30 protein-coding genes and 4 tRNA genes are annotated in these 25,276 nt (G+C 40.5%); 11 read left to right on the top strand and 23 right to left on the bottom strand.

Annotated elements, in window-relative coordinates:
• Positions 1-229: 229 nt before the first annotated feature.
• From FO447_RS03285 to FO447_RS03305, 5 genes are all read right to left on the bottom strand, one after another.
• Positions 230-1,315 carry an aldose epimerase family protein gene (locus tag FO447_RS03285; protein ID WP_006846772.1) on the bottom strand — a complete coding sequence of 362 codons (1,086 nt, stop codon included), beginning with the start codon at positions 1,313-1,315 and terminating at the stop codon, positions 230-232.
• 110 nt (positions 1,316-1,425) lie between these two features.
• Positions 1,426-2,664, bottom strand: coding sequence for a bifunctional folylpolyglutamate synthase/dihydrofolate synthase (locus FO447_RS03290; RefSeq protein WP_200757596.1), 1,239 nt, complete (start codon positions 2,662-2,664; stop codon positions 1,426-1,428).
• A gap of 100 nt (positions 2,665-2,764) precedes the next feature.
• A complete protein-coding gene (gene dnaJ / locus FO447_RS03295) occupies positions 2,765-3,928 on the bottom strand; it encodes a molecular chaperone DnaJ (protein ID WP_118065568.1) in 1,164 nt (387 codons plus the stop codon).
• Between the two features lie 84 nt (positions 3,929-4,012).
• Entirely contained in the window at positions 4,013-4,633 is a 621-nt protein-coding gene (locus tag FO447_RS03300) for a nucleotide exchange factor GrpE (protein WP_022122109.1), read from the bottom strand.
• Between the two features lie 142 nt (positions 4,634-4,775).
• On the bottom strand, positions 4,776-6,392 hold the full coding sequence (locus FO447_RS03305) for an ABC-F family ATP-binding cassette domain-containing protein (protein WP_117586876.1): 1,617 nt from the start codon (positions 6,390-6,392) through the stop codon (positions 4,776-4,778).
• A 230-nt stretch (positions 6,393-6,622) separates the two neighbouring features.
• On the opposite strand from FO447_RS03305, the gene FO447_RS03310 reads away from it, so the two are divergent.
• Both FO447_RS03310 and FO447_RS03315 read left to right on the top strand, forming a co-directional pair.
• Positions 6,623-7,570 (top strand): RluA family pseudouridine synthase, encoded by a 948-nt coding sequence (locus tag FO447_RS03310; RefSeq protein WP_022120709.1) that lies wholly within the window; start codon positions 6,623-6,625, stop codon positions 7,568-7,570.
• A 47-nt stretch (positions 7,571-7,617) separates the two neighbouring features.
• Entirely contained in the window at positions 7,618-7,767 is a 150-nt protein-coding gene (locus FO447_RS03315) for a sulfate transporter (RefSeq protein WP_117726909.1), read from the top strand.
• A 213-nt stretch (positions 7,768-7,980) separates the two neighbouring features.
• On the opposite strand, the gene FO447_RS03320 is transcribed toward FO447_RS03315, so the two are convergent.
• From FO447_RS03320 to FO447_RS03345, 6 genes are all read right to left on the bottom strand, one after another.
• Positions 7,981-8,053 (bottom strand) — tRNA-Lys (locus tag FO447_RS03320).
• Between the two features lie 10 nt (positions 8,054-8,063).
• Positions 8,064-8,140, bottom strand: a tRNA-Arg gene (locus FO447_RS03325).
• Positions 8,141-8,176: 36 nt separating this feature from the next.
• A tRNA-Arg gene (locus FO447_RS03330) sits at positions 8,177-8,250 on the bottom strand.
• A 15-nt stretch (positions 8,251-8,265) separates the two neighbouring features.
• Positions 8,266-8,338, bottom strand: a tRNA-Lys gene (locus FO447_RS03335).
• Positions 8,339-8,431: 93 nt separating this feature from the next.
• Complete coding sequence (locus tag FO447_RS03340) at positions 8,432-10,132, bottom strand: glycoside hydrolase family 10 protein (protein WP_200757597.1); 1,701 nt, start codon at positions 10,130-10,132, stop codon at positions 8,432-8,434.
• Between the two features lie 137 nt (positions 10,133-10,269).
• Positions 10,270-10,896: a LexA family transcriptional regulator gene (locus tag FO447_RS03345; protein WP_200757599.1), complete on the bottom strand. Its 627-nt coding sequence runs from the start codon at positions 10,894-10,896 to the stop codon at positions 10,270-10,272.
• 186 nt (positions 10,897-11,082) lie between these two features.
• Between FO447_RS03345 and FO447_RS03350 the strand changes: the two genes are divergently transcribed.
• The 9 genes from FO447_RS03350 (at position 11,083) to FO447_RS03390 (ending at position 16,795) form a co-directional block, all read left to right on the top strand.
• Entirely contained in the window at positions 11,083-11,247 is a 165-nt protein-coding gene (locus FO447_RS03350) for a hypothetical protein (RefSeq protein WP_200757601.1), read from the top strand.
• Positions 11,228-11,425 carry a helix-turn-helix domain-containing protein gene (locus tag FO447_RS16250; RefSeq protein ID WP_200757603.1) on the top strand — a complete coding sequence of 66 codons (198 nt, stop codon included), beginning with the start codon at positions 11,228-11,230 and terminating at the stop codon, positions 11,423-11,425. The genes FO447_RS03350 and FO447_RS16250 overlap by 20 nt, the downstream gene beginning before the upstream one ends.
• 19 nt (positions 11,426-11,444) lie before the next feature.
• Positions 11,445-11,822: a hypothetical protein gene (locus FO447_RS03360; protein ID WP_200757605.1), complete on the top strand. Its 378-nt coding sequence runs from the start codon at positions 11,445-11,447 to the stop codon at positions 11,820-11,822.
• Complete coding sequence (locus FO447_RS03365; protein WP_200757607.1) at positions 11,743-12,390, top strand: hypothetical protein; 648 nt, start codon at positions 11,743-11,745, stop codon at positions 12,388-12,390. Before FO447_RS03360 ends, FO447_RS03365 begins: the two co-directional genes overlap by 80 nt.
• The gene (locus FO447_RS03370) at positions 12,380-14,308 is read left to right on the top strand and encodes an AAA family ATPase (RefSeq protein WP_200757609.1); all 1,929 of its coding nucleotides are present in this window, start codon (positions 12,380-12,382) and stop codon (positions 14,306-14,308) included. The genes FO447_RS03365 and FO447_RS03370 overlap by 11 nt, the downstream gene beginning before the upstream one ends.
• An 18-nt stretch (positions 14,309-14,326) precedes the next feature.
• Positions 14,327-15,157 carry a hypothetical protein gene (locus FO447_RS03375; protein WP_200757611.1) on the top strand — a complete coding sequence of 277 codons (831 nt, stop codon included), beginning with the start codon at positions 14,327-14,329 and terminating at the stop codon, positions 15,155-15,157.
• Between the two features lie 55 nt (positions 15,158-15,212).
• Positions 15,213-15,947, top strand: a complete 735-nt coding sequence (locus tag FO447_RS03380) for an MBL fold metallo-hydrolase (RefSeq protein WP_200757613.1) — start codon at positions 15,213-15,215, stop codon at positions 15,945-15,947.
• A 111-nt stretch (positions 15,948-16,058) separates the two neighbouring features.
• Positions 16,059-16,199 (top strand): hypothetical protein, encoded by a 141-nt coding sequence (locus tag FO447_RS03385; protein ID WP_200757615.1) that lies wholly within the window; start codon positions 16,059-16,061, stop codon positions 16,197-16,199.
• A gap of 2 nt (positions 16,200-16,201) precedes the next feature.
• Positions 16,202-16,795 carry a hypothetical protein gene (locus tag FO447_RS03390; protein ID WP_200757617.1) on the top strand — a complete coding sequence of 198 codons (594 nt, stop codon included), beginning with the start codon at positions 16,202-16,204 and terminating at the stop codon, positions 16,793-16,795.
• A gap of 107 nt (positions 16,796-16,902) precedes the next feature.
• Here the strand turns inward: FO447_RS03390 and FO447_RS03395 are convergent, their stop codons facing one another.
• The 12 genes from FO447_RS03395 to FO447_RS03450 all read right to left on the bottom strand — a co-directional run bounded on the left by FO447_RS03395 (position 16,903) and on the right by FO447_RS03450 (position 25,270).
• Positions 16,903-17,484, bottom strand: coding sequence for a hypothetical protein (locus tag FO447_RS03395; RefSeq protein ID WP_200757618.1), 582 nt, complete (start codon positions 17,482-17,484; stop codon positions 16,903-16,905).
• A 4-nt stretch (positions 17,485-17,488) separates the two neighbouring features.
• Positions 17,489-18,040, bottom strand: coding sequence for a glycoside hydrolase family 19 protein (locus FO447_RS03400; protein WP_200757619.1), 552 nt, complete (start codon positions 18,038-18,040; stop codon positions 17,489-17,491).
• Positions 18,037-18,582, bottom strand: a complete 546-nt coding sequence (locus tag FO447_RS03405; RefSeq protein WP_200757620.1) for a hypothetical protein — start codon at positions 18,580-18,582, stop codon at positions 18,037-18,039. The genes FO447_RS03400 and FO447_RS03405 overlap by 4 nt, the downstream gene beginning before the upstream one ends.
• Positions 18,583-18,707: 125 nt before the next feature.
• Positions 18,708-19,196 carry a hypothetical protein gene (locus tag FO447_RS03410; protein WP_203031483.1) on the bottom strand — a complete coding sequence of 163 codons (489 nt, stop codon included), beginning with the start codon at positions 19,194-19,196 and terminating at the stop codon, positions 18,708-18,710.
• Between the two features lie 30 nt (positions 19,197-19,226).
• Positions 19,227-19,658, bottom strand: a complete 432-nt coding sequence (locus tag FO447_RS03415) for a hypothetical protein (protein WP_200757622.1) — start codon at positions 19,656-19,658, stop codon at positions 19,227-19,229.
• Entirely contained in the window at positions 19,655-20,155 is a 501-nt protein-coding gene (locus tag FO447_RS03420) for a hypothetical protein (RefSeq protein ID WP_200757623.1), read from the bottom strand. Before FO447_RS03420 ends, FO447_RS03415 begins: the two co-directional genes overlap by 4 nt.
• 125 nt (positions 20,156-20,280) lie before the next feature.
• Positions 20,281-21,006, bottom strand: a complete 726-nt coding sequence (locus FO447_RS03425) for a hypothetical protein (RefSeq protein ID WP_200757624.1) — start codon at positions 21,004-21,006, stop codon at positions 20,281-20,283.
• 696 nt (positions 21,007-21,702) lie between these two features.
• The gene (locus FO447_RS03430; protein ID WP_118063062.1) at positions 21,703-22,044 is read right to left on the bottom strand and encodes a helix-turn-helix domain-containing protein; all 342 of its coding nucleotides are present in this window, start codon (positions 22,042-22,044) and stop codon (positions 21,703-21,705) included.
• A 3-nt stretch (positions 22,045-22,047) separates the two neighbouring features.
• A complete protein-coding gene (locus FO447_RS03435; protein WP_118063060.1) occupies positions 22,048-22,599 on the bottom strand; it encodes a hypothetical protein in 552 nt (183 codons plus the stop codon).
• 181 nt (positions 22,600-22,780) lie between these two features.
• On the bottom strand, positions 22,781-23,245 hold the full coding sequence (locus tag FO447_RS03440) for a hypothetical protein (RefSeq protein ID WP_200757625.1): 465 nt from the start codon (positions 23,243-23,245) through the stop codon (positions 22,781-22,783).
• Between the two features lie 253 nt (positions 23,246-23,498).
• The gene (locus tag FO447_RS03445) at positions 23,499-24,785 is read right to left on the bottom strand and encodes a hypothetical protein (RefSeq protein WP_200758620.1); all 1,287 of its coding nucleotides are present in this window, start codon (positions 24,783-24,785) and stop codon (positions 23,499-23,501) included.
• A gap of 179 nt (positions 24,786-24,964) precedes the next feature.
• Positions 24,965-25,270, bottom strand: coding sequence for a hypothetical protein (locus FO447_RS03450; protein WP_200757627.1), 306 nt, complete (start codon positions 25,268-25,270; stop codon positions 24,965-24,967).
• Positions 25,271-25,276 lie beyond the last annotated feature (6 nt).

The raw sequence follows: 25,276 nt of genomic DNA on the forward strand, positions 1-25,276 counted from the left end.
ATTTGTTATTATTATTTGCGAAAAGCTTGTTTATACTCTTTTTGAAGAGGTTATTGATTCTCTTTTATGGTAAAGAGGTTGCTACTCTTTTCTTCTAAGAGGTTGTTTCTTCTTTAAAGACGTTAAGACTTCTCTTTAAGATTGTTGTCGCGCTGGATGAGTTTTGTCATTCAAGCGCGAAAATGGAGCAAGTGCTGTTTAGAGTACCTGCTCCATGATTTATTCTGATTTATTTGTCAATTCCAAACTTATAGATTGTCTTCTGGGTGTATGTTTCACCCGGATTTAATCTGCAACTTGGGAAATAGGTGTGATTTGGAGTGTCTGGGAACTTCTGTGCCTCGAAGCAGACTGCACTGCGACGTGGGAATGTTGCACCAAACTGTCCTGAGATACCTGCAAGGAAATTACCTGTGTACATCTGCAAACCTGGTTCTGTGGTATAAACCTCCATGGTACGGCAGCTTACAGGGTCTTTTATACGGGCAGCGAAACTCAACTCACCTTCTTCTGTCTTGTTCAATACATAGTTGTGGTCATAGCCCTGACCATTCTTGATCTGCTCGTTGTCTGCATTGATGTCCTGACCAATTGGCTTTGGTGTACGGAAATCGAATGGTGTGCCCTCAACCTTCAAAATCTCACCTGTAGGGATAGAATACTTATCAATAGGGAGATAGTAGTTTGCGTTTACCTCACAGATGATATTGTCAACTGTTGGGGTAGGATTAGCAATACCCTGGATTGAGAAGAAAGCGTGATGTGTCAGGTTGCAGATGGTTGTCTTGTTGGTTGTAGCCTGATACTTGATAACGAACTCATTGTCGTCGGTCAATGTGTAAGCTACCCAAACTGTCAACTCACCAGTGAAGCCTTCTTCACCATAAGGGCTTGTGTATTTCAATACGACAGCGCTATCACTCATGCGGGTTGCATCCCAAACTTTGGTATGGAAACCTGTAGGTCCACCATGCAGGTGGTTGGGACCATCGTTGCATGCCAAGTGATACTCCTTGCCGTGAAGTATGAACTTGCCTTCTTTAATACGGTTGCCATAACGACCGATGAGCACACTCAAGAATGGCTCTGGTGAATTGATGACGTCCTGTATGTTGTCATGACCCTGGATGAGGTTGGCATAGTTGCCATCCTTGTCAGGCATCATGATGGCTACGACTGCTCCACCATAGTTAGTCACTGCAACTTCGTTGCCTTGCTTGTTTCTCAACACGAAGAGATCAGTCTTCTTGCCATTCACTGTGGTCTGAAAATCTTCTCTTTTCAAACCACACTTATTTGCTGGTTCTGTATTCATAATATCTCACTTTTTTTAGTTACCTTACTCTGGTTTAAGTAATGTACTGCAAAGTAACTAAAAAAAATGAGTATTACAAATATTTTATGAACTTTTTGATTTAAAAAATCCTAAAACGATTCTGATAGCAAATCGGCAACGACGTAACTTGATCCGCCAATAAAGATAAAATCATCTTTTTTTGCGTTTGCTTTTGCTTTGTTAAATGCCTGTGCGATAGTTTGATAGCATGTTCCGTTTAAGCTGTGCTTTTGCGCGTATCCGTATAATTTGTCTACAGGAATCGCTCTTTTGGTTGATGGCTGTGTCCAATAGAAAATCGTGCTTTCTTTTGGCAACTTTTCTAATAGTCCCATTACATGCTCTACATCTTTGTCGTCAACCATTCCGAAGACAATATGTTTCGTATCGGCTTTGACGGATGCAATCTGAGGTTCCAGATACTCCCATCCGGCAAGGTTATGTCCCGTATCACAGATGGTGAGTGGGTGCTCGTTGAGTTTTTCCCATCTGCCACGTAAGCCTGTCAGCTCGCATACATGTTCGAAGCCGTTCTTTATGCTTTCATCTTTGATTTCTATTCCTTCTTCCTTCAGGCATTCTACGGCTGTGGATATGGTGCAGTAGTTCTTTTTCTGATAGTTGCCTTTCAGTTCGAAGTTCATGTCTGCGTCAGTTGCATGTGCAAAATGGATTGGAGAATTCTGCTCATGGGCTTTCTTGATGAATACAGGTTGGGTCTCTTCGTTCCATTCGCCAATAACGACAGGAATCTGTGGCTTGATGATACCCGCCTTTTCGCCTGCAATCTCGCCGAGTGTATTCCCGAGGAATTGGGTGTGGTCAAAACTGATGTTCGTGATAACGGATAGGATAGGAGTGATGATGTTGGTACTATCCAGTCTTCCTCCCAATCCAACTTCGATGACGGCAAAGTCTACCTTTTGTTCTGCAAAATACTGAAATGCCATCATGGTGGTCAGTTCAAAGAACGAAGGATGTAGCGGTTCGAAGAAATTCCGGTTGTTTTCTACAAAGTCGATTACATACTCTTCGCTTACCATCTCACCATTTACGCGAATGCGTTCTCTGAAATCTATAAGATGTGGAGATGTGAACAGGCCGACCTTATAGCCCTGGCTCTGCAGGATTGCAGCAAGGGTATGGGATGATGAACCTTTTCCGTTGGTTCCTGCAATGTGGATACATTTATATTGGTTATGAGGATGTCCGAAGTGTTCATCCATTTTATACATCGTATCAAGCCCAGGTTTGTATGCCTTGGCTCCAATCTTTTCAAAAACCGGCGTGCTGGTGAAAAGATATTCAACAGTTTCTTGATAATTCATGTTATATGTTATACCTTATTATATATACAGATAATCCCCGAAAAGAGCGAACCGTTCTTTCGAAGATAGTTCGCCCTCTTCGGGGATTGCTCTTTACTGTTTATTTTTTAAAGAGATTCTTGAAACTTTCAAAGAGAGATTTCTTCTCTGCATTATCTGCTTTGAAATTATCGCATTCCTTGAATTTCACAACAAGATCCTTTTCTTCTTTGGTCAGAGAGGTAGGGATGAAAACGGTAATATTGACGATAATATCACCACGGCCATAACCATATCCCTTAATAGCCGGCATACCTTTGCCACGCAAACGGATCTGTTTGCCAGGTTGTGTGCCAGGTTCTATTTTGATCTTCGTCTTGCCATCCAAGGTAGGGACTTCTACCTCGCCACCCAAAGTGGCAGTTGCAAAGTCAAGAACAAGATTATGGTATAAGTCCTGACCAACACGCTCGAAATCATCGTTCTTTTCTACGCTTACCATTACCTGTAGGTTTCCGTAGAGACCATTGTGCTTGCCTTGGTTACCCTTTCCTTCAACGGTAACAACCATATCGTTGTCGACACCTGCAGGGATATTGATTTCTACGAGTTCCTCGCCCTTCACGATTCCGTCGCCACCGCATTCCTTACATTTGTTCTTGATGATAGTTCCCTCACCGCCACACTTTGTACAGGCAGCCTGAGTTTGCATCATGCCGAACATACTGCGCACCGTTTTTAAGACATAGCCGCTTCCGTGACATTCCGGACATGTTTCTGGCTGGGCACCACCTTCGCAACCTGTTCCGTGACATGCAGAGCAAGTTACATCCTTGCGAATCTTGAAGCGTTTGGTAACACCTGTTGCTGCTTCCTGAAGAGTCAGTTTTACTCTTACGCGAAGGTCGCCACCCTGGTAAACCCGCTTCTGTGAGCCGCCACCGAATCCGCCGCCACCAAAGCCGCTGAAACCGCCGTGTCCGCCAAAGATATCTCCAAACATAGAGAAGATGTCGTTCATGTCCATGCTGGCACCACCGCCGAATCCGCCGAATCCACCTTGTGGACCGTCGAAACCAAACTGGTCATACTGCTGGCGCTTCTGGGCATCGTGGAGAACTTCGTAAGCTTCGGCAGCTTCCTTGAATTTCTCTTCCGCCTCTTTGTTGCCAGGGTTGCGGTCTGGATGATACTTGATGGCTATCTTTCGATACGCCTTCTTTATTTCGTCTTCTGATGCCGACTTGTCTACGCCCAGCACCTCATAATAGTCTCTCTTAGCCATTTGCTTATTTCAAATATTGAATTTTCTTACAGAATTCTAATAGAATGTTCTGGATTTTGAAAAATAATTCTTGATATTTCTTTCTTACTGACCTACAGCTACCTTAGCATGGCGAATCACCTTGTCGTTCATCGTATAACCTGTCTGGACGCAGTCAATGATCTTTCCCTTCTTGTCATCGCCCATTCCCGGAACCATAGCAATAGCCTCGTGGAAATCTACATCGAAATCCTTGTCGTTGGTTTCAATCTTCTTTACGCCAAGACCTTCGAGTGTCTTTACGAACTTGTTGAAAATCATCTGAACACCTTCCTTGATAGCCTTAGGGTCTTCGCTCTTGTCAGCGATGGCACGCTCAAAGTCGTCGAGAATAGGCAGAATAGCAGCTACAGTCTTCTCGCCGCCATTCAAAATCAGTTCTGCTTTCTCTTTGAGGGTACGCTTGCGGTAATTCTCAAACTCAGCAGTCTTATAGAGCAACTGTTTCTTGAGTTCCTCTACCTCTTGCTGTGCTTTTGTTAAAGGATCAATCTCTTCTGCCTTCTTGTCAGCAGCGTCTGTATTGTTGTCACCTTCTTCTGCCTTGTTGTCAGTATTCTGATTTTCCTCAGTATTTTCATTTTGAGTTGTCTGCTCATTATTTTCATTCTGAACAGTCTCCTGAACGTTTCCGTCCTCTATATTGATTTCTTTTTCTTTTGACATAGTCTTAAATTTTTTAAACATGATAATTCTTGTTATTGGTTGTTTGACAAAAAGTGTGCCAACCCGATTCTCATCGAATTGGCACTATTAAATTATAAGATAATTTGTGGTTGCTGTTTAAAACAGCAGAATAACTTTCTGTTTAGAATCCGTACATCTTAGCCTTCTGCTCCTTGATAGCTTCATCGTAGATATACTCATCATAAGACATGAGCTTGTCGATGGTGCCTGATGGAGTGAGCTCGATGATGCGGTTTGCCACGGTGTTGATGAATTCGTGGTCGTGGCTAGAGAAGAGGATATTGCCCTTGAAACCTACCAGGTTGTTGTTGAATGCCTGAATACTCTCCAGGTCCAAGTGGTTGGTTGGTGTATCAAGAATCAGGCAGTTGGCGTTCTGCAACTGCATGCGTGCAATCATACATCTCATCTTCTCACCTCCGGAGAGGACATTTACCTTCTTCAGTACTTCTTCGCCGCTGAAGAGCATTCTTCCGAGGTAGCCCTTCATGGCAACTTCGTTACCTGGACCATACTGGCTCAACCAATCTACCAGATTCTTGTCGCTCTGGAAGAATTCTGTATTATCGAGTGGGAGATAAGCTGTTGTGATAGTAACACCCCACTTGTAGTCACCTGCGTCAGCCTTTCGGTTGCCGTTGATGATTTCGAAGAGTGCGGTCATCGCTTTAGGGTTGTGAGAGAGGAACACTACCTTCTCGCCCTTTTCTATGTTGAAGTTTACATTGTCGAAGAGCACTGTTCCGTCTTCGTCGCATGCTTTCAGTCCCTCTACCTCCAGAATCTGGTTACCTGGCTCACGGTCCATCTGGAAGATGATGCCTGGGTATTTACGGCTTGATGGACGGATTTCTTCAACGTTCAGTTTCTCCAGCATCTTCTTGCGGGATGTAGTCTGCTTACTCTTAGCAACGTTAGCTGAGAATCGGCGGATGAATTCTTCCAACTGCTTCTTCTTCTCTTCAGCCTTCATCTTCTGGTTCTGAGCCTGGCGGAGAGCCAACTGAGAACTCTCGTACCAGAAAGAGTAGTTACCTGCAAACATAGTAATCTTACCGAAGTCGATATCTACGGTCTGGGTACTTACTGCATCGAGGAAGTGACGGTCGTGAGATACTACGAGTACGGTCTGTTCAATGTTGCTGAGATAGTCTTCCAACCACTCAACTGTGTCGAGGTCGAGATCGTTGGTAGGCTCATCGAGAAGGAGGTTGTCTGGGTTGCCGAAGAGTGCCTTAGCCAGCATCACGCGCACCTTCTCTGTATTAGAGAGTTCACCTACGAGTTTGTCGTGGCGGTCTTCCTTTACGCCGAGGTTTTGCAGAAGTTGTGCGGCATTGCTTTCAGCCTCCCAACCATTCATTTCTGCAAACTTGAGCTCCAGCTCAGCAGCGAGGTTACCATCTTCTTCTGTCATTTCTGGCTTAGCATAGAGGCGCTCACGCTCCTTCATGTTTTCCCATAATGGCTGATGGCCCATCAGAACGGTATCCATCACGCGGAAATCGTCATATTTGAAGTGGTCCTGTTCCAAGACAGAAAGTCGCTCGCCTGGTCCCATTTCTACTGTACCCTTGTTTGGTTCAAGGTCGCCGCTGATAGCGCGGAGGAAAGTAGATTTTCCGGCACCGTTAGCACCGATGATACCATAAATATTACCATGAGTGAACTTGAGGTTTACATCCTTGTAAAGCACTCTCTTTCCGAATTGGATCGCAAGATTTTGTACTGTAATCATTATTTGTTCCTAAATATCTTTTATTCTGATTATATCTTTAATTCAGCTGCAAAATTACAAAAAAATATTTGAAACACAATGATTTATTGGCAAAAGTTACTAATTTTTAGTTAAAAACATGGTGGCTTTTTGTTATTTTGCAGAAAAGTCTTACTTTTGTAGGCTGAAACGGAGAAAATGCAGCATTGATTCTGTGTTTTTCATGTTAAGAAAATGATATTGATAACAATATGAGACAACAAAATAGAAAAGGAAATTTTAATAAGCATACCAATAATGCTTATGGCTACGGAAACCCTAATGAATATGAGCATTACAAGGTAGAAAAACCTGCTCCGTTGCTGGAATGGCTGATGGAGAATGTGAAGGGACCTAGCAAGACTAAGGTGAAGCAGACTCTGCAGGGTAGGGGAATCAAGGTGAATGGCAAAACCATTACCCAGTTTGATTATGCCCTGAAGCCGGGTATGAAGGTGAGTGTGAGCAAGACAAAGAAGAATCAGGAGGTATTTAAAAGCAGATACCTTAAGATTGTTTATGAAGACAGATATCTGATTGTTGTCGAGAAAAACATCGGTATCTTGAGTATGGCTGCCGGTCATTCTACTCTGAATGTGAAAACGGTGCTTGATGATTATTTTCATAAGACTCGCCAGAACTGCCAGGCGCATGTAGTACACCGACTTGACCGTGATACATCGGGCTTGATGATTTATGCCAAGGATAAGCAGACGGAACTGGCTTTGGAGGATGATTGGCATCATAATGTGTACGACCGCAGATATGTGGCTCTGGTTTCCGGAGAGATGGAAGAAGATGAAGGTACCGTTGCCAACTGGCTGAAAGATAACAAGGCTTATATTACTTACAGTAGTGATACGGATAATGGCGGCAAGTATGCTGTTACCCATTTCCATACATTAGAGCGTACAACGGCTCATTCTCTGGTGGAGTTCAAACTTGAAACGGGCCGTAAGAATCAGATTCGTGTTCATACAGCCGATATGGGGCATCCGGTGTGTGGTGACATCAAGTATGGTAATGGTGATGATCCATGCCAGCGCTTGTGCCTGCATGCCTATGTGCTGTGTTTCTATCATCCCGTAACGCATCAGCCTATGGAATTTGAAACTCCGATACCGGCTGAATTCCGCAGGGCATTAAAGAATGATCGTTAATAGGGTGATGAATGCTGATTGGTAGTTTATATATATAATAATGTGATATGAATGATTTTGGATATTATGCGCTGGCATTGGTAGTCCTTGTTGTAGGACTGTTTGTCTTAAAGAAGGTGGCTACCTGCATGATTAAAGCAATGGTAGCTGTTGTTATGATAGCCGTGCTGGCAGTTCTTTACTGGCTCTTCTGTTGATAGTAGAGTTGTGTAATGATGGCGGGATAAGATTTTAGATATTTTTGATTGGTAAATTGGTTGCGGTTGTCTGGGTGTAAACTTTGGATGGCTGCAACTTTTTTTTATAGTGATATTTAAAGAGATATAAAGTGATATTTTAAAGGTGATATGAAATGGTAGGGAGAAATACAAAACAAAAAAGAGCATTTCTGTTAAGAAATGCTCTTTTTGTACACCCTTAGGGATTCGAACCCTAGACCCACTGATTAAGAGTCAGTTGCTCTACCAACTGAGCTAAGGGTGCAACTATTTGTTGGTGACTCCGCAAGGATTCAAACCTTGAACCTCTTGATCCGTAGTCAAGTGCTCTATTCAGTTGAGCTACGGAGCCAAAACCATTTGTTTCAGTGAAGCTTTGATAGGAGAGTGACTCCGCAAGGATTCAAACCTTGAACCTCTTGATCCGTAGTCAAGTGCTCTATTCAGTTGAGCTACGGAGCCAATTCTTATCTTTTGTACACCCTTAGGGATTCGAACCCTAGACCCACTGATTAAGAGTCAGTTGCTCTACCAACTGAGCTAAGGGTGCAACATTTAAAAGCCTCATTTCTGAATTGCGAGTGCAAAGGTACTACTATTTTTTGATTCCACCAAATTTTTTTGCAACTTTTTTCGAAAAAAATCAATTTTTCTTCATCTTGAAGGTTCCTAATGTATGTCTATACCCCTTCTTGTTGATGCTTACCACGCGGTAGATACCCTCCTTTAAGTTTCTAACATCTAGCGTGTTATCTTTTGCATGGAGGTACAGAATATCGCATCCTTGCAGGGTTTCGACCATCAGAACGTCAAAAATGAGATTTTTGGTGGTTTCTGCTAGATATACCTTCTTTCCGTCACATTCGAGTAATTTCGCAGCTCCTGTGCTTTGGGCAAGAAGTTGAATCTCTTCCTCTTTTTCTTGAGTTGGCTGGCTTTCTATGCCATATCCGTCCATTGAAGTTACGGCAACAAACAGATGTTTTGCATCAGGATTTTCTATTTTGAACGAATTTCCTATGATTCGTGCGGCAACCAGATTGCGTGCATCGGTGATGTCAACCGGATATTTCTTGCTCGCGTATACATTATTATATATATAAGGGGTTGCGATTTTAGTGCCATCCGTATAGTTTGAAGGATTGCTCCAGGAAACTGATACCTTGTTATCGGTGGTGATTACCGATAATTGCTGTGGCTGTTCCGGTTGGTTCTTGCTTGCCCAGGTCATCGGCGGAACCAATGAAGGGTATGGATTGAAACGTTGGGTAAAGTCGAGAATACCCTGTTTGTTGTCCAGGAGGAACTTGTTTCTGAAGAAAGCATATCCCATTCCGAGGTTTCGGATGTGATACATTTCTGCCGTCACGTCATTGATGTTCCACTTTCCTTCTTTCGGATCGAGAAAGTAGATGCCCAGTCCTGGAACTACAATCTTGCCATGGCTCTGTTCCTGCCAGTCGATGGCAAATGGATAGAAGTGTTCGTTCTTGAAATACATCATAGGGAAGAGCTCGTCCATCAGACCGCTCTTGAGCCAGCCCTGTGCATCCTGGCAGACCTTCGTGTATGCATTCCAGCCAAAGCTCAGGTATCTGCTCAGGTCATCATACTTTCCTACAGGTGAGCAGCTCATTTTTACCCAAGGTTTTTCAGCCTTCACTGCATCGTGAATCTTTCTTACGATGTTGGTGATATACCGGCGTCCCTGTTCCCGGCTCACTTTGATGTTCCAGGTTTCAGGGTAACGGATGTAGTCGAGGTGAATACCGTCTACATTATATTTATGTGTAATTTCCCTGCAGATGTTTGCCAGATAATCACCAGTCCGGCTGTTTTCCGGATCCATGTATCCGTCGGCTCCAATCTTCTTGATGAGTTTCGGCATCTTCTGTCTGAGGGTTTTGCAGCCGAGTGCGTTCCATTTTCCTACAGGGATGGTTACCACCCAGGCATGCAGTTCCATACCGCGCTTATGGCATTCGTCGATGGCAAACTGCAGTGCATCATAGCCCGGACTTCTGCCCGGAAATCCTGACAGACATCCATCCCAAGGTTCGTATGCCGACGGATAAATCATGGTACCTCTTACGCGGGTCTGTATCAGTACGGTGTTGATTTTAGCCTGCTGTAACCGGTCCAGTATATCCGTCAGTTCCTTTTTCTGCTTTTCGGCAGAATAAGAAGACTGGGCATAAGAGTGTGGCCAGTCGATACCTCCTATGGTTGTCAGCCATACAGCTCTTACTTCATGTTTCGGCACCTGGTTATTGAACACGATACTCTGGGCTTTTGCGGCCAAAACAGAGCATAAAACGATAAAAAATATCTTAAATCTCTTCATAATCTTACAATTTGGCAACAAAGATACCAATATTTTTTGTATCAGTATGGTGTAGAATAACCTATTGATAACCAAATCGTTACGCTTTCTATTATAATACGTTTGCACGAAATTTGCATGTTTTACGTATTTTAACGTTACTTTATGGTAATGCAACAGCGCACTCTGTACCATCCTCTAATATCAGAAACATCAACAGTAAAGTCTGCAAAATTAGGGTTTACGGAGCGGCATATGACCTTCGTATCATCACCCTTTGCTTGGAATACATTCTTAATGATAGCTCCATTTACTGTATCGAGCACATAGGTGTTGCCCCATTCAATGAAAGCCTTCTCGTTAATCTTCTGCACAAGAACCTTACTACCGCTTGGGTACTCTGGCGACATACTATCCCCCGTGACTGAGATTGCCATCGAAATATTCTCAATAGGAGAAATTATCATTTCGCAATCATGCTTTTTTATCTGATACTCGAAATTGTTTGGTGTACCACCTTGCGCTGCAACCGGAAGAAGCGGTACTTTATAGAATTTGCCTTCCTCCTGTAGCTTATCGGTGTTAGTCATAAAACCCTCACCCGTTTCTAACCAATCAGCATTAATATCAGGGAAGACCTCTGAAACAGCTCTCTTTGTCTTCAATGATAATTTATCTGTATTATAGAAATGACTGATGCTTACACCAATCTTTTCCTGAAACTGAGCCATTGACATTCCCTTGTGCTCAGCCACCTTTTTTGCTCTTTCCAATAGTTCACCCATACGTTTATATTAATTATTATTAAAATATTAATAGAAAATAATAGTATCTCAATTTTTTTTATTAATTTTGCGGTGTAATTATAAAACACCGATATATTTCGGATGCAAAGATAATAATTTAATATTAATTTCTATATAAATTTATAGTTAAATATGGTTATTAAATCTCAAAAAGAAAAAGAAAGCTTGGTAGTTCAATCAGTTGAGAACTACATGAAGCATGGTCTCAAGAAGTCTGAGGCTGTGCGGCGGACAATGAGTGACTTCAAATATGCGTGTGAGGCTAGCATCTATGGCATCCTCAAACGCAACAAGGAGAAAGGAGGTAACGATGATAAACGAACCGCCTGATGTAAAGCCGAAAGGTAGATATTCGGTTAAGGAGACTGCTGAGAAGTTACGAGTTAGTGCGAACACCATCTATCGTTACATTAAGAGTGGATTCCTTAAGAGTATTGTAAGACCGAATGGGCAAGTTGCTATCGCAGGGTCAGAGATTACTCGATTTTGGGGTGGCGAGTATATATAATATATAATAAGGTGTAAATATGGAAAAGGAGATACAAGAAGCAATCACATTATTAGAATCCCAAGGTTATGAGATTATCCCACCACAATCTATCTCTGTTATAAATGAAGAGTTTGAAAAATGGTGGAAGATGTATGGTAAGTGTGTCGGTAAGCAGAAATGCTTAAAAAAGTGGATGCACATGACTAAGAAGGATAGAGCCGCTTGTATGGCAGCTACGCCACGATATGTTGCATCAATCACTCAGAAAGTATATCAAAAACACCCTCTTACTTATCTTAATTCCCGTGCTTGGGAGGATGAAATATATTCTGAGTATGACGAAGTACAGCAACAACAGCAGCGAACAGAGCTTAATTTCGCAAGAACAGCAGCAGAGGTCTTTAACGCTGATTAATTTCGAAGAGTGGGTAGAAACCAATTATCCTTTAATCAGTAAGCGAAAAGAGCCAGTATATTCACTAACTTCTGCTCTTAAAGATACCAATACATTAGCATCTTTAGATAATGATTATGGAGAAGGGTTCGCTCTAAAATGGGTAAAAGCTCAGTTATTAGATACCTTTAGACTTCTCGGTGCTGGTAGTTCTGTTAATAGTCTTCAAATTATCTTCATGGCAAGACGAATAAGAAGTATCTATTATTATCTATCTCCTAGCGAACTTACCTACTTTTTGGAATCATTGGTAGGTGGAGGATATGGAAAGATATATGTAGGTAATACTATTAATCCGCAGAACTTTATGGAAGCTCTAATGAAATTTGATTCAGAAAGAGCAACTAAGCTATCTCAGATAGCTAATGAAACCAATGAGGAGCGAAAGAAGAATGTAAAAGCTGATATTGATACCGTTAATGCTATCTGTAATAAGATACGCAAGGAATTGACTATTAAGCTTATGGGTTCTAGGGCTGGAAATGAATACAAATCGTTTAACGTTAATAAAAACAACAATGAAAATTGAAATCAAATCAATGACTTTACAGAACTTTAAGAAGGTTCGGAGTCAAGAAATTAACTTTAGCCACAATATGGTTATTAGTGGCGCAAATAAAGTAGGCAAGACAACTATCTATGATGCCTATCTTTGGGCAATCTTCGGCGTTATTAGCAAGAAGAATGCCACCGTACAACCTCTTGATATTAATAATGATGTTATTCATCATCTTGAAACCTCGGTCACTGTAGTACTTAACTATAATGATGAGCGAGAGGTTAAGGTACAGCGTATCCTTACTGAGAATTGGGAGAATAAGGGTACAGCAGATGAGAAGTTGCAAAGTACTACACAAGAACGACTTATTAATGATGTTCCTCTTTCACAGAAAGATTTTAATGCCAAGCTCGAAGAACTTTGTTCGCTCAAAAGATGGCTCGTTTTGTCTAATATCAATATCTTTATGTCTTATAAGGTTGATGACAGGAGAAAAATGCTTATGTCGTTGGCAGGCAAAATCAATGAAGAAGAATTGATGAAGCCTTATCCTATGGTGTATAAGGGCGTAATTGAAGAGAAGAAAGAACTCTCCGATATGCTTACACAGCAGAAGGCAACAAAGAAGAAAGCGGAAGAGGAGTTAGATTTGATACCTGCAAAGGTTCAGGCACAAGAGGCTCTTAGAGTTGATGCCGATTTTACTGCTCTCAAAGCGCAGAAGGTAAAGATTGATGCTGATATTGCTGCTATAGATGCGGCATTGGAGGGAACGACTGAGAAAGACCCTGCTATGGAAGAGTACCTCAATAAGTTGCAAGCGCATAACGTAAAGGTTGCGAATGCACAGAAGGTATGGCAAGATGCTAAGATTAAGGCGATTGATGAGCTTACGAAGAAGATTTCTACGGCTTCAACGAAACTCAATGACACTAAATCTGCATATACTACAAATATGGAGACCAATACAAAATACAAGGTTTCCTTGGCAGAGGTCACTATTAATTTCAATAACAAGATTAAAGAGTGGAATAATGCTAACGAAAAGAAATTTAACTATAAGCAAACAGATGTTTGTCCAGTTTGTGGTCGTCCTTATACGGACGAAATGAAGGCAAAGGAATATGATAACGCCGTTGCCGAGTTCAATAAGAATAAGTCTGATGAACTCACAAAAATACAGAATGAGGCTGCTCAAATTAAGCAACAGATGACAGTCCTCAAAGGTAATATCAATACCTATGAGCAGATTACCAAGGCACAAGATGAGGATAAGGTAAAGAATGCCCAATCTGAGTATCAGAAGTTAATTGACGAGCGCACAGAGAAGCAGAATCAAACTTGGGAAGCTGCTGCGGAAAAGGTGGTCTTTGATAAAGACCTCGCCGATATTGAAGCAAGTAAGCCTGTTGTGAAGGTTGATGCTACAATCGAAGAGAATAAGGAGAAAAAGAAGACCCTTACTTCTCAGCGTGATGTATTGGTTAATCAAATCGCAGGTGAGGAGACTAATAAGCGTATTGATACAGAGAAAGAAAAGCTCAATCATCGCTCTGTTGAGTTATCTCAGATTATTGCTGATTGTGGTGAAGTTATTAGCCAAATCAAAGCTTACAAGAAGGCAAAGATTAATCTTGTTGAGCAAAAGGTAAATTCATACTTCTCACTCATTCGTTGGAAGTTCTATGAGCAGAATAAGACCAATGACGATGAGAAGGAAATCTGCACCGCTATTGATAAGGATGGTATTGACTACGATAATACGAATGATGGAACTGTTATTGATATGGGCGTTGATATTATCAGCGGTATATCTAAGGCTTCAAATATCTTCGTACCTCTGTTCGTTGACCGCAAAGAATCGGCAGAGCACATCGTGCCCGTTGAGCAGCAGATTATCTACTTGCAATGCATCTACGGACAGCCATTGGAGATAAAATCACTTTAAAATATAAATATAGAAATTATGGAAGAAAATGGAATCGTGGTTTCACAGCCACAAGTTAGCGGACTTAATATGTTCGCAAATCAAGACAGTTTTAATACTGGTTATAGAATGGCGCAGATTTTATCAGCGTCCACAATTATTCCTGATACATTTAAAGGGAACGTAGGTAATGTAATGATTGCAATTGATTTAGCGCAGCGCATTCACACAAATCCACTTATGATTATGCAAAATATGTCGGTAATTTATGGTATGCCTTCTTTCTCCGCTAAATTCCTTATTGCTTGTATCAATGCAAGTGGATTGTTCGCAACACCTCTTCGCTATGAATTTGTTGGTGAGCAAGGAAAAGACGATTGGGGCTGCTATGCCTATGCAATAGATAAGCAAGGCGAAGTACTTAAAGGTTCTACTGTTACCATTCGCCAGGCAAAAATAAAAGGGTGGTATGATAAAAAAGGTAGCAACTGGCAAGCTGACCCAGAGCAGATGCTTCGTTATCGTGCTGCTACAAGATTTCAGAACGCCTATTGCCCAGAGATTACTTGCGGTCTTGCTGTTAAGGAAGACTTGGAGGATGGCGATTATACTGAGGTTACCGCTAATAACGTTGAGCAGCTTTCTGCCGAAGAGAAGCTCGCACAAGCTCAGCAGCAAGAGGAACAGCAAGCCAATACTCAGTCGCTCGATATGAATAACGGCGAGAATAAGGAAGAAAATAAGGCTGCTAATAATTCCTCAAGCGAAGAGCAGAAAACCGCTCAGACCGCAGAAAATGCGGCTCAAACAAAGCCTAAGGCAAAACCGATGGGTAAGCAGGAAATGCCTGATATGTTTAAGCAGCAGTAAAATGACGGATAGGAGAGGGAGAAATCTCTCTCCTATATATAAAAAGGTATAGAATATGCAATTAATTACATTAGGTAGTGGAAGCTCTGGTAATGGGTATATCCTACAGAATGATGATGAAGCACTTATCATAGAATGTGGAATGCCCTTAAAAGATGCCGTAGAAGCACTTGGAGGAAATCTCAAAAAGGTTGTCGGTTGCTTGATTACTCATAGCCACGGCGACCACGCAGGGTTTATTCTTCAGTATGCACGACCTTTCAATATCTTTGCAACCAAAGGTACTTTGGAAGAAAAGAAGATTAAGGAAGGTGAATTTCATTATAATGCCATACCGATGCTTAAAGAGTTTCGTATTGGTAACTTCGTTATAAAAGCTTTCGATACAGTTCACGACACCAAAGAGCCTTGCGGCTTTATCATTTATCATCCCGATATGGGAGATATGCTTTTTCTCACGGATAGCCATCATATCAAATATAAGCTATCGTTTCCGCTTGACTATATCCTTATCGAATGCAATCACATGGATTCTTTGGTTGATAAGAGTGTGAGAGAGGGCATTATTCCTAAGAAGATTGGCATTAGAGCAAAAGCTACTCACATGAGCTTGGAAAGATGTCTGAACTGCCTTAAAGAGAATAAATTGGAAAGAACGAAAGCGATAGTGCTTATTCACATGAGTGCAAACAACGGCGATGCCGTATTATTCTCTTCTGAGGTAGCGAAAGCCACGGGCAAGGCGGTTCACGTTGCGAAGAAAGGATTTTCGTTAGAATTAATAAAATGAAAACTCTTGAAGAAATGTCGTATATACATATAATAGAGCAGCTACGAGAGGAGGTTAGAAAACTCACCGATGAAAATAAGTTATTGCATGAATCAATAAAACGTTATTTACATGAAAACAGATAATGAAGAGCCTTGTTGCGGTAATTGCATTTCATTTACCAATGAAGGTATTTATGGTGATGGCTTTTGCTGCGATAAAGAAGAAGGCACAGTTTGTTGGGAATGGTGTAATAAACATAAATACAGATAATTATGGTAATAGAAGGAAAACAAGTTAAAGAATGGGTAGAACGTGCTTATAACAATGCCGTGAAACACGGATGGCACGAAGAGAAGAAGCCTACGGCACACTGGGTTATGATGATTAGCACAGAGGTTACGGAAGCCGTTCAAGCTGACCGCAACGGGCGTTGGATGGACGACCTTGATAAAAGTGGGCTTGATTGCGTTATCGCTAACGACCACCACGGAGGTTTGGTTGAAAAATTCTACGGCGAACATATTGAGGGAACTGTTGAGAGTGAATTGGCAGACATCTGCATTCGTTTATTTGACCTTATGGGGTTAAAAAACGTAAAATGTAGAACAAAATATACAACCGATGAAGAAAATGTAGAACTCTGTAAAACAAGAGATTTTACAGTTAATGCATTCTTCATTTCAAGAGGTATATTAAATTTTGCCACCCCGAATAACTCTTTGCTCAGTAAAGCTTATTTTAATGATATAATCGTTGCTACCTTTGAATGGGCAGAATCACTAGGTATCGACCTTGTACAGCACATTAATCTAAAGATGCGCTATAATGAGACCCGTGAGTATCATCACGGAGGAAAGAAATACTAAAAAAAATAAGGCGGCTGCTCTTCACGAGTAACCGCCTTTGTTATCCTAACAATCTTATAACCAAAAAAAACTAAAACCTATAAGTATCTGTAACTATTGAAAATGTCTTATCTTTTTCTATTTTTATATATTGCCAAGAATATCATACCTACCATGAAGAGAAGCACGAATACCGCCGTAACCTTACCTAATCGGTAGAATGTAGCATCTATTTTATTCATCGGTTTCTCTATATACACAAGGTATGGAACAGAATCTTGTTTAGCTTTATCTAAGGAATCGATTTTGAGTCGATACTTGCTTAGACTATCCTTATATGATTTATAGTAAGAAATGCTATCTCTGAGCTTCTGTACGAATACCTCTGTATAGTTATGGCTCTCGTAGTGATATTTGGCTTGTCTGAGAATATTACCATCTTTATCAACCATTGTAGAAGTGCTATCTCTAATATGGTTTGTTTCAGACTTGCTATTTTCTTTTAGCTCACTTTGAGTTCTCTGATAGAGTTCAAAGGTCGCCGAAAGTCTAGCATTAAATATCGAATCCCAATGTGACTGCTTATCGCTGATATAAGTCTGTCTGGTAACCACCTTCGGGGTAGCCGTACACCCGATAACTATCTGCGTCATAAGAAACAGAAGCATTGAAATTGATAAACAATAAAACAAATCTTTAACCCATTTCATAAGCTTATAATATATTAAAGGCTTTCAAAGCTCTCTTCCAATATTTGGTTCTGCTCGGCAAGCCGTTTGTTCCACCATTAATTTTTTTTGTAACCGCTTCAATATCATTCTTATCAGCTACGGCATTCAATCCTCTTACTAACCAATACCACATACCGCTTTTTACTGCTCCTTTCGGTTTCTCCAAGAGCTTTGGCTCTGCTACAACATCACCTTTGCAGTACTTTGAGTTCGTGTAGGCTTGATAATTTGCCCTTCCTGTTAAATGCAAGAAGCCACGACCTTTATATCTGTAGCCGTCACCCTTTTGAGTATTGCCCAACATCTTTGCGAGCCTACCAACCTCATACTTATGGCAGTAGTCAGCATTACCGATTTCTCGCATGTGTACCAACTCTGCGGTTTCGTGAGCCACTTGTGCAAGGAAATGTGCCATGCGAAGTGGAGTATTGATATTAAAAGCATCTGCGTAATCGTTGATATAAGGAAGATATATATCAATCCTTTCTCCAGCTTTCGGCATGATGGCTTTCATTTGTTCTTTTGTTACTTTCATTTTTTATCCTCCGTTGCTTTAAATCCTTCTTCTAAGGCATCACCAACACCTTCACTCTTTGATTTAGCAAGAGCTACGATAAAGGCTTTAATGAAGCCCTTTATTGTTTTCTTTTCTACCGCTACGCCACGAACAAACAAGAAATGTCCTACTATGCTCGGAATCTCTATTCTTACCGCAATAAATGCAGTAACAACCCATCCACCCCAAATATAATCAATATCAATCTGCGGCAATAAAGCTCTACCAAGAGATACACCTACCATTATATAGATAAGGTAGTCCACAAATTTATTTACAGTTCTGCGCCTTGCCCGTGATGCTCTGAACTCATATCTATCAGCAAGGAGAGGGCTCTTGCTTTCTAAAGCATTTTTATGTCGAAGGCTACTTTCTTCACAACCAAAGCGATAGTCAGCAATGATAAGTAGAACGATAGCAATGAGCATCCATCGGGTATCGAGTAACATACAACTCAACTCATCCCCGAATAGCATCATCCCTGCCGCTCTTGTCCCCGTATTTCCTACTTGTCCTACCATATTTTGTTTTTGATGCAAAGATAGCTTTTAAAATTGAAAGACAAAAGAAAATAGATAATCGGGTGTAAACAAATAAAGAGGAACTTACCAAAAGCTCCTCTTTACAAATGATTCAAACAGTATATCTACTTCAAAAAGTATTCTCTTATATTATATACGCCATCCTTATCTTTCAGTAGGTCAAGGGCTAATTTGTAGGCGTATTCTACAAGTTCTTCCTCATTTATATCAGAAAGAGATTTCTCGCCCTTTATTATGGCAATGGTCTCTCCGTGGTCGCTTATTACTTGATTCATGGCTATATACAGCGCATAATCATTGTAATATGGCTTATCCTCCATACATAAGCCCAACTTCTCCATTTCGTCCAACCATCCTTGCATATTCCAAGTTGCTTCGGGATTCATCTTACCGATAATATCCAAAGCCTCATTCTTGGTGAGATAGTTCTTCCATTTGATGGCGCAGAGCTTATCAAGATACTCTTGCGCCAACTCTGGGTGTTTGGCTGCCATATCCTGCATCATGCAACGCATGGTGTCTCCGAATGTGTGCATATACTTTACGTTGGTTGATGAAGCCATCATTCCATACAGCTCATCAAATTTACTCATAATCTCTTTTGCTTCCATATCTTATATATTTTAACCTATTATCAAATCTTTCAACTCTACAAAATCCTCCTCTGTGAAGTTGATGCTTCGCTTGCTTCCAAAGAGGATAGCGGTTGCAATTCCATCCGGCAGGTCAATAGACACAACGCCTTTATCGATATGTCCGTGAATAAAACCTACATCGAATTTGTAATCTTCCACGGATTTTAGCATCTGCATCATATCTTCAAATATCGTGTTGGCATCTATGTTTCCGTTCTCATCGGCGATGAATAGGGTAGCGTTGTCAATGCTCTTGCCCCAACTATCCTTGTGCTTGGCGATGATGTTGTGCGCCGCACGTTTCATGTACACTGATGGTATGGCGAGCATCTGGTTAGCCTTAACCATATCGTCTATTCTAGCATCTGCCCACAAATCAAGCGATGTAAGCAGTTTCTCTTTCAATTCTGTTACGTTCATTTCTTAGTTCCTCCCTTCTTAGCTTGATTCTGACCATTAATCATTGCGAGATAATCCTTGTATGCCATATCTGGATAATTGGTGAGGTAGTCATCAAGCAAGGCTCGCTTCTGTTCCTCCTCCTTAGCCATCTCCTTCTTTAGCTTTGTTACGATGGATAGGTGATGCTTCAAAGCCTCCTTGCCTTGCTCTGTCTGCTCTATACGAGGTCGGATAATGCGTAGTTCCTCATCTTGCACAAGCTTAGATACGTACTGCAAACTCTCCACGTATTCTTGGTTTTGTATCAAGAACTGCTTCTGAGTATCTGTAAAACTATCCTCTATCTTATCTATCTCATCGAAGAGTGGAGTAGAAGATACCTGCGTCTGCATATTGATAGATGCTCGCTTCTGTTGTATTGCTTCGTACATCTTCTGTAGCTCGGCATCCATCATCTGCGGCTGCTGCTGATTTGTACCCATATCCAATAATGGGCTGTTACCAAAATTCATCATAACAATCAAATATCTTTAAAGTTGGTGATATATTATAGAGAGGTGAGAGGGCATCCACCAACGAGGGCAAACGCCCCTCACCAACTCATTTTTTCTTAGTCTTTTTTACGGACTTTCTTGCTCTGTTACGCTCCTGTAGTGGGAGTGGAAGGAGCAGTACCGGTACAGCAATAGCTGCCGTAGCCCGAAATTACTGGCGTAGATGGGAGTACCAACTGACCACGCAAGCAATTGCATGTCTTTTCGTTAACGTAAGCCATCATAAGTTTCTCCTTGTAAGGAGTGAGGGCTTCCATAACGGCTACCTTCTTGTCGAGGTCGCTATACTTAGCCTGTAGTGCGTCATACTGGTCTCTCTGATTCTTGTACAAACCAAAGTCTGCATCAATCTGAGACTTGTACAAACCAAACTCAGCCTGCATTGCACGGCGGTTCTCAGCGTTGATAGCATCGTTAGCACCCTTATACATAGAGAACTTCTCTGCGATGTCAGTTTCACGCATAGCGTAGAACTTGTTAGCGGTGTCGAGCTTCAAACCGAACATGTCGGTAAGCAGCTTAACCTCATCAGCGCATTCCTTCTCCATTACCTGCAAGGCAGTTGGCTGATTAGCATTCGCATTTGCGCCATAACCGTAAGCGTTGATGTTAACGTTCTCAGGCATATTGCCGCCGAGTGAACCAAACACACTGCGATTACCTCCAAATAACCAAGCACCAGCACCGAGTGCCGTGCCAATGATACCAAGGGTAAGACCAGCATTTCCTGTTGCCTTAGAAGCATAATCATCGTGCTTCTTTCCCTCTTCGTAGATTTTCTTCTCTACGACCTTTGCATCTGTCATTTCCATAATACAATCTTTTGAAATCCTTAATATTAACTAACACTATGTAATCGATTACGGATGCAAAGGTACAAAGAACATAGAAGAGCAAATATAACTCTATCACACTTTCTTTTAGTGGTTGATTATCAATGATTTAAGCTGATAGTAGGTAGTATCATATATTGTTATGTATAATTTAAGGCAAAAAGTGCGTATATTTTTCGGGGAAATATGTGTGTTTTTGTCTATTATATTGCACCAAATAAAAAAGAGAGGCAATCACTTACCTCTCTTACTCAACTTGTAAGGAACACTTACATGTTCAACTATTAGGATAGAAGTAGAAACAAATTTCCCCTATACTACGCCAATAGTACAGGGGAAATATCACATTTCTGCTCGGAAATGCGATGCTCAAATATGCGATGCTCAAAAAGCATTGCAAAGATAGACAATAATTCCGAAACCACCAAATTTTTCGTCATTAATCTGTTAGATACAGATACAATCCTTCCCCGAACCACATGATTAATATCATAGTTGACATCGTAACCCAAGTCAAGAAGTACTTATCGACCTTCTTATACTCGTAAGAATAGTATAAATATGCGATGAACGTGCTATTTATTATTGCTAACATCGCTACTATAATCAAAGTACAAAACATATAATCCATACTCATATATGCTCGCTTGACCGTGCTGCGATAGGGCTTATACGTTATGATTTTCTCTTACTCTTAATGAAGTGAAGAATATCCCACTTCTTCCAATATCTCGTATGCCCTCGTTTCTTACACTCGCCATTCGGAATATCGCCTCTAGCAACCATACGATTGAGTGTAGCATCAGAAACGTGAAGTTTCTCCTTGACTTCCTCGGTAGATAGCATCGGGTTGAGCATATCGGGGATGATGTCGCATAGTCTATCCAAGTCATCATCGCTCATTCCGCAGGCGGTAATTTTCTCACCATTTCGCTGTTGCTCGTCTGCCTTGAAACAAGCATCACTGAGCGACTTTAAAGCCGTGCCGAGTATCTTATAATTCAATATCTTTCCCATATCTTATGCACAAATTTTACGTCCTAGTTTCGTATCATTAACAAACATTCTAGCAAAGCTATACAAATAGAATATAGTTGTCACGACCATGACCGTAAAGCAGGAATCCACCATATCTTTAGTTGTGTACCAACTCCACTCTACAATATGAGCCGCATTGATGCCTAAGTAGTACATAAATGGAATGCGATACCACTGGCACAAGAAGAAAAATCTACTTGCCAGTATCGTCACCATCGGCAGGACGTAAACCATGAAATAAATAAAGATATAGCAAGGCATATTTTCATTATATGGGATAAACATCTCACGTGGATGCTGAGAGAACTCCCAAATGCCGTATGCGTGGAAGAACATAATAATGATAGGCACATACTTGCAGAACCAGCGGAAGAACTTTAATATTCTCCTGCTATACCGATTACCATGCTTCTTAAGCATATCCATCAGCTCCGTCACATCAATGTCCTTTATCAACCGTTGGACTTCGGCTTCTTGTTCTAGTGTCATATTAATAAACCTCCTTTTGTCTATAGCTAATTGTTCATAATTCATTGATTTAAATTAAATGATGTTGCAAAGATACACTCTTTTGCACAAAACCAGCGAAAATGAGAATATTTCTGTGTTAAACTTTATAAAAAGTAACAATCTGAAAGTAGATGGCTACAAAAATAGCGTTAGAACGGCTTTCTTGCCTAATTCTAACGCTATTTCTATATCTACTTATCAGTGTTTATCCTATCACAACATCAAGGGTCTCCATATCAGCGAACTTCAAGCCGCAATCTTTCGCTGCCTTGAACAACTCCTTCTCGTCAACTGCCTCGATGGCTACCTCTACCTCCTTGTCGGCAAGTTCCTTGAAGTACTTCTCGGTCTTCTGCTTCTGATTGAAGAAGTACTCATTGACCTCAGCGAACTTGGCTGAATCGTCCTTGGTGTATTCGTAGCCTTCATCGGCGTGCTTCTGCTCCAACTGCTGGCACTCCTGAAGCTTGCACTGCATCTCCTCGAACTTATCGTCCTTCAAGCTCTGCTGCGCTTCCTCCACATCCTTGTCGTAGGTATCGGCTACTTGGCGCAGTGCCTTCATGTTTTTCCAAACTCGCATAGCGGCATCATCGCTCATTGATGATGTCTTCAATGCCTTCAATGTTCTGTAGGCATCAACTGCCTCAATTGTCTTAATCTTTTTCATAATTGTTTCTTTATTTTTATGTTATACAATATTCTTCGCCAGATTGCCATAGCAGAATACCTTTCCTATTAACAGTGCAAAGTTAAGAAAATAATTCCGAATAACAATGCAGGAGGAGCAAAATTTACGAATTTTAAAAATCAGCTTCCCCACGTTTGGTAATCACTAGGTCGCAACGTGTCTGCTTTCTCGGTGAGAACGTAAACCACAAATACATTTCTAGCATATTTGTTATATTAAGAACATCTGCTTTTTAATGCATAATATAACTACCACCTGGAGGAACTTGTTTCCATCCACCATCTATATTAATTTCAAAAGATAATTGACATCTTTGTCCATAATAACCTCCTTCATAAACATTATCAAATCTTATATATATATCAACATAATCTGTTCTATCACCTTCAGGAATAGTTACAGAACCTGTAATTTGACCAGAACTATTAGAAACATAACCTCTTCCGTATGTTGTCTTATTGTTACCATAACCACAAACACTTCTAAATATACCATCAGTAACTGTAAATGTAGCATCAGGAAGTTTATGTATTCTTGCTTTACAAATACAAGTACCACCAACTAATTCTCTCAACGATGAGAAATCAACAAAACCACTAGAACCACTTTTAATACTTTCCATATTAATTTGTCTAGGATAATATTTAAAAGTAATAGCACCCGGAAGAGATATAAAAATTATTTTTGTATTATCATATAAAGTTGCATTACGAGTATATGCTAAAAAAGGCACAATATCAATAAACTTATCTCCACTGCCTATATCAAAAGTTATTTCTTTACTAGCGTATACATAATCTGTTGGTTTTTTGCAATTACCGACATAATAATTTTTATAAATCTTATCATTAACATTATATGGTGAATCATAACGAATTTGAATCCAAAAAGACCAACCTAAATATAAATCAGGTATTATATCATCCATAGTAACATTTGTATTATAATCCACATTTGTTTTCTTATATAGAATACAATTAAATTTAGGAGTTGAAGAATAATAAATTTCAACGTTATGAAATTGAGGAATAGAAGTCAGAAATACATTACTTATTGCTTTACTACTATAGTTTCTAAAATCACTTAATCTATAAGGAGAATTAGCACCACCTTTTGGAAAATGTTTTCCTGATACACTTGTACTTGTGTTATCATGAATATAACCATTATTACCATATACATTATCTTTATAAAGATTTTTACATGCTTCAATAGCAAAACCTTCTCCTCCATAATTATAACGTAAGTTCTTATAAGTGTCCATAGGTATATTCATACCACAACGAACAACACAAGTATATCTACTATATGAAGAATTTACTATTTCCTCAGAGTCTTCTCTAATAGGATATTCTTTAAATTCACCTTTACAACTAATAGGTTTATACTTACTCCATATATTTATATTTTCACTCTTACAAAGAGTAGCAAGGTCATTGCTACTCTCTCCAAGAGCTCGTTTAACATCATCAATGCTAACAGGAGCACTAATAATTCCACTATCACTATTGTAAGACATAATCTTTATTTTTTTAAATATTCAACTTCATTTTCTAATTCTGTTACAACTCGCTCTACTGTTACATTGAACACTTTCGCAAGCTATAATATAAATCGTTCCATACGCTAATCTTTAGAACTTAAAACACTAGGCAAGGCAGCTCTATAAGAGCCACCCTGCGTTAATGCTCACGATACCTACTCTGCTGCCTCGCTTGCCATATTAGCGGCGATAGCGGAATTAACCTCCTTAATCAATGCAGATACCTCACTGAGCTTGCTCTGCGGAACACCGCTGATGTTGTAGGTCAGCTCGCTGCCGTTGTAGCTTGCGTTCGCGTTGCCGAGATAGTTACCATTGGTATCTGCGTAGATACTCATATTGATGCTGTCGATGTTGCCACCCGTCTTGTCAACATTGTAGGTGATTTCTACTCGATAGCCGCCCTTGGTATAAGTGGCGGTTGTCTGTTCACTCTTCTTGTTAATTTTTAAATTCTCCATTTTCTA

It is taken from the genome of Segatella copri (genome assembly GCF_015074785.1).
In the GTDB taxonomy this organism is placed as follows: Bacteria; Bacteroidota; Bacteroidia; order Bacteroidales; family Bacteroidaceae; genus Prevotella.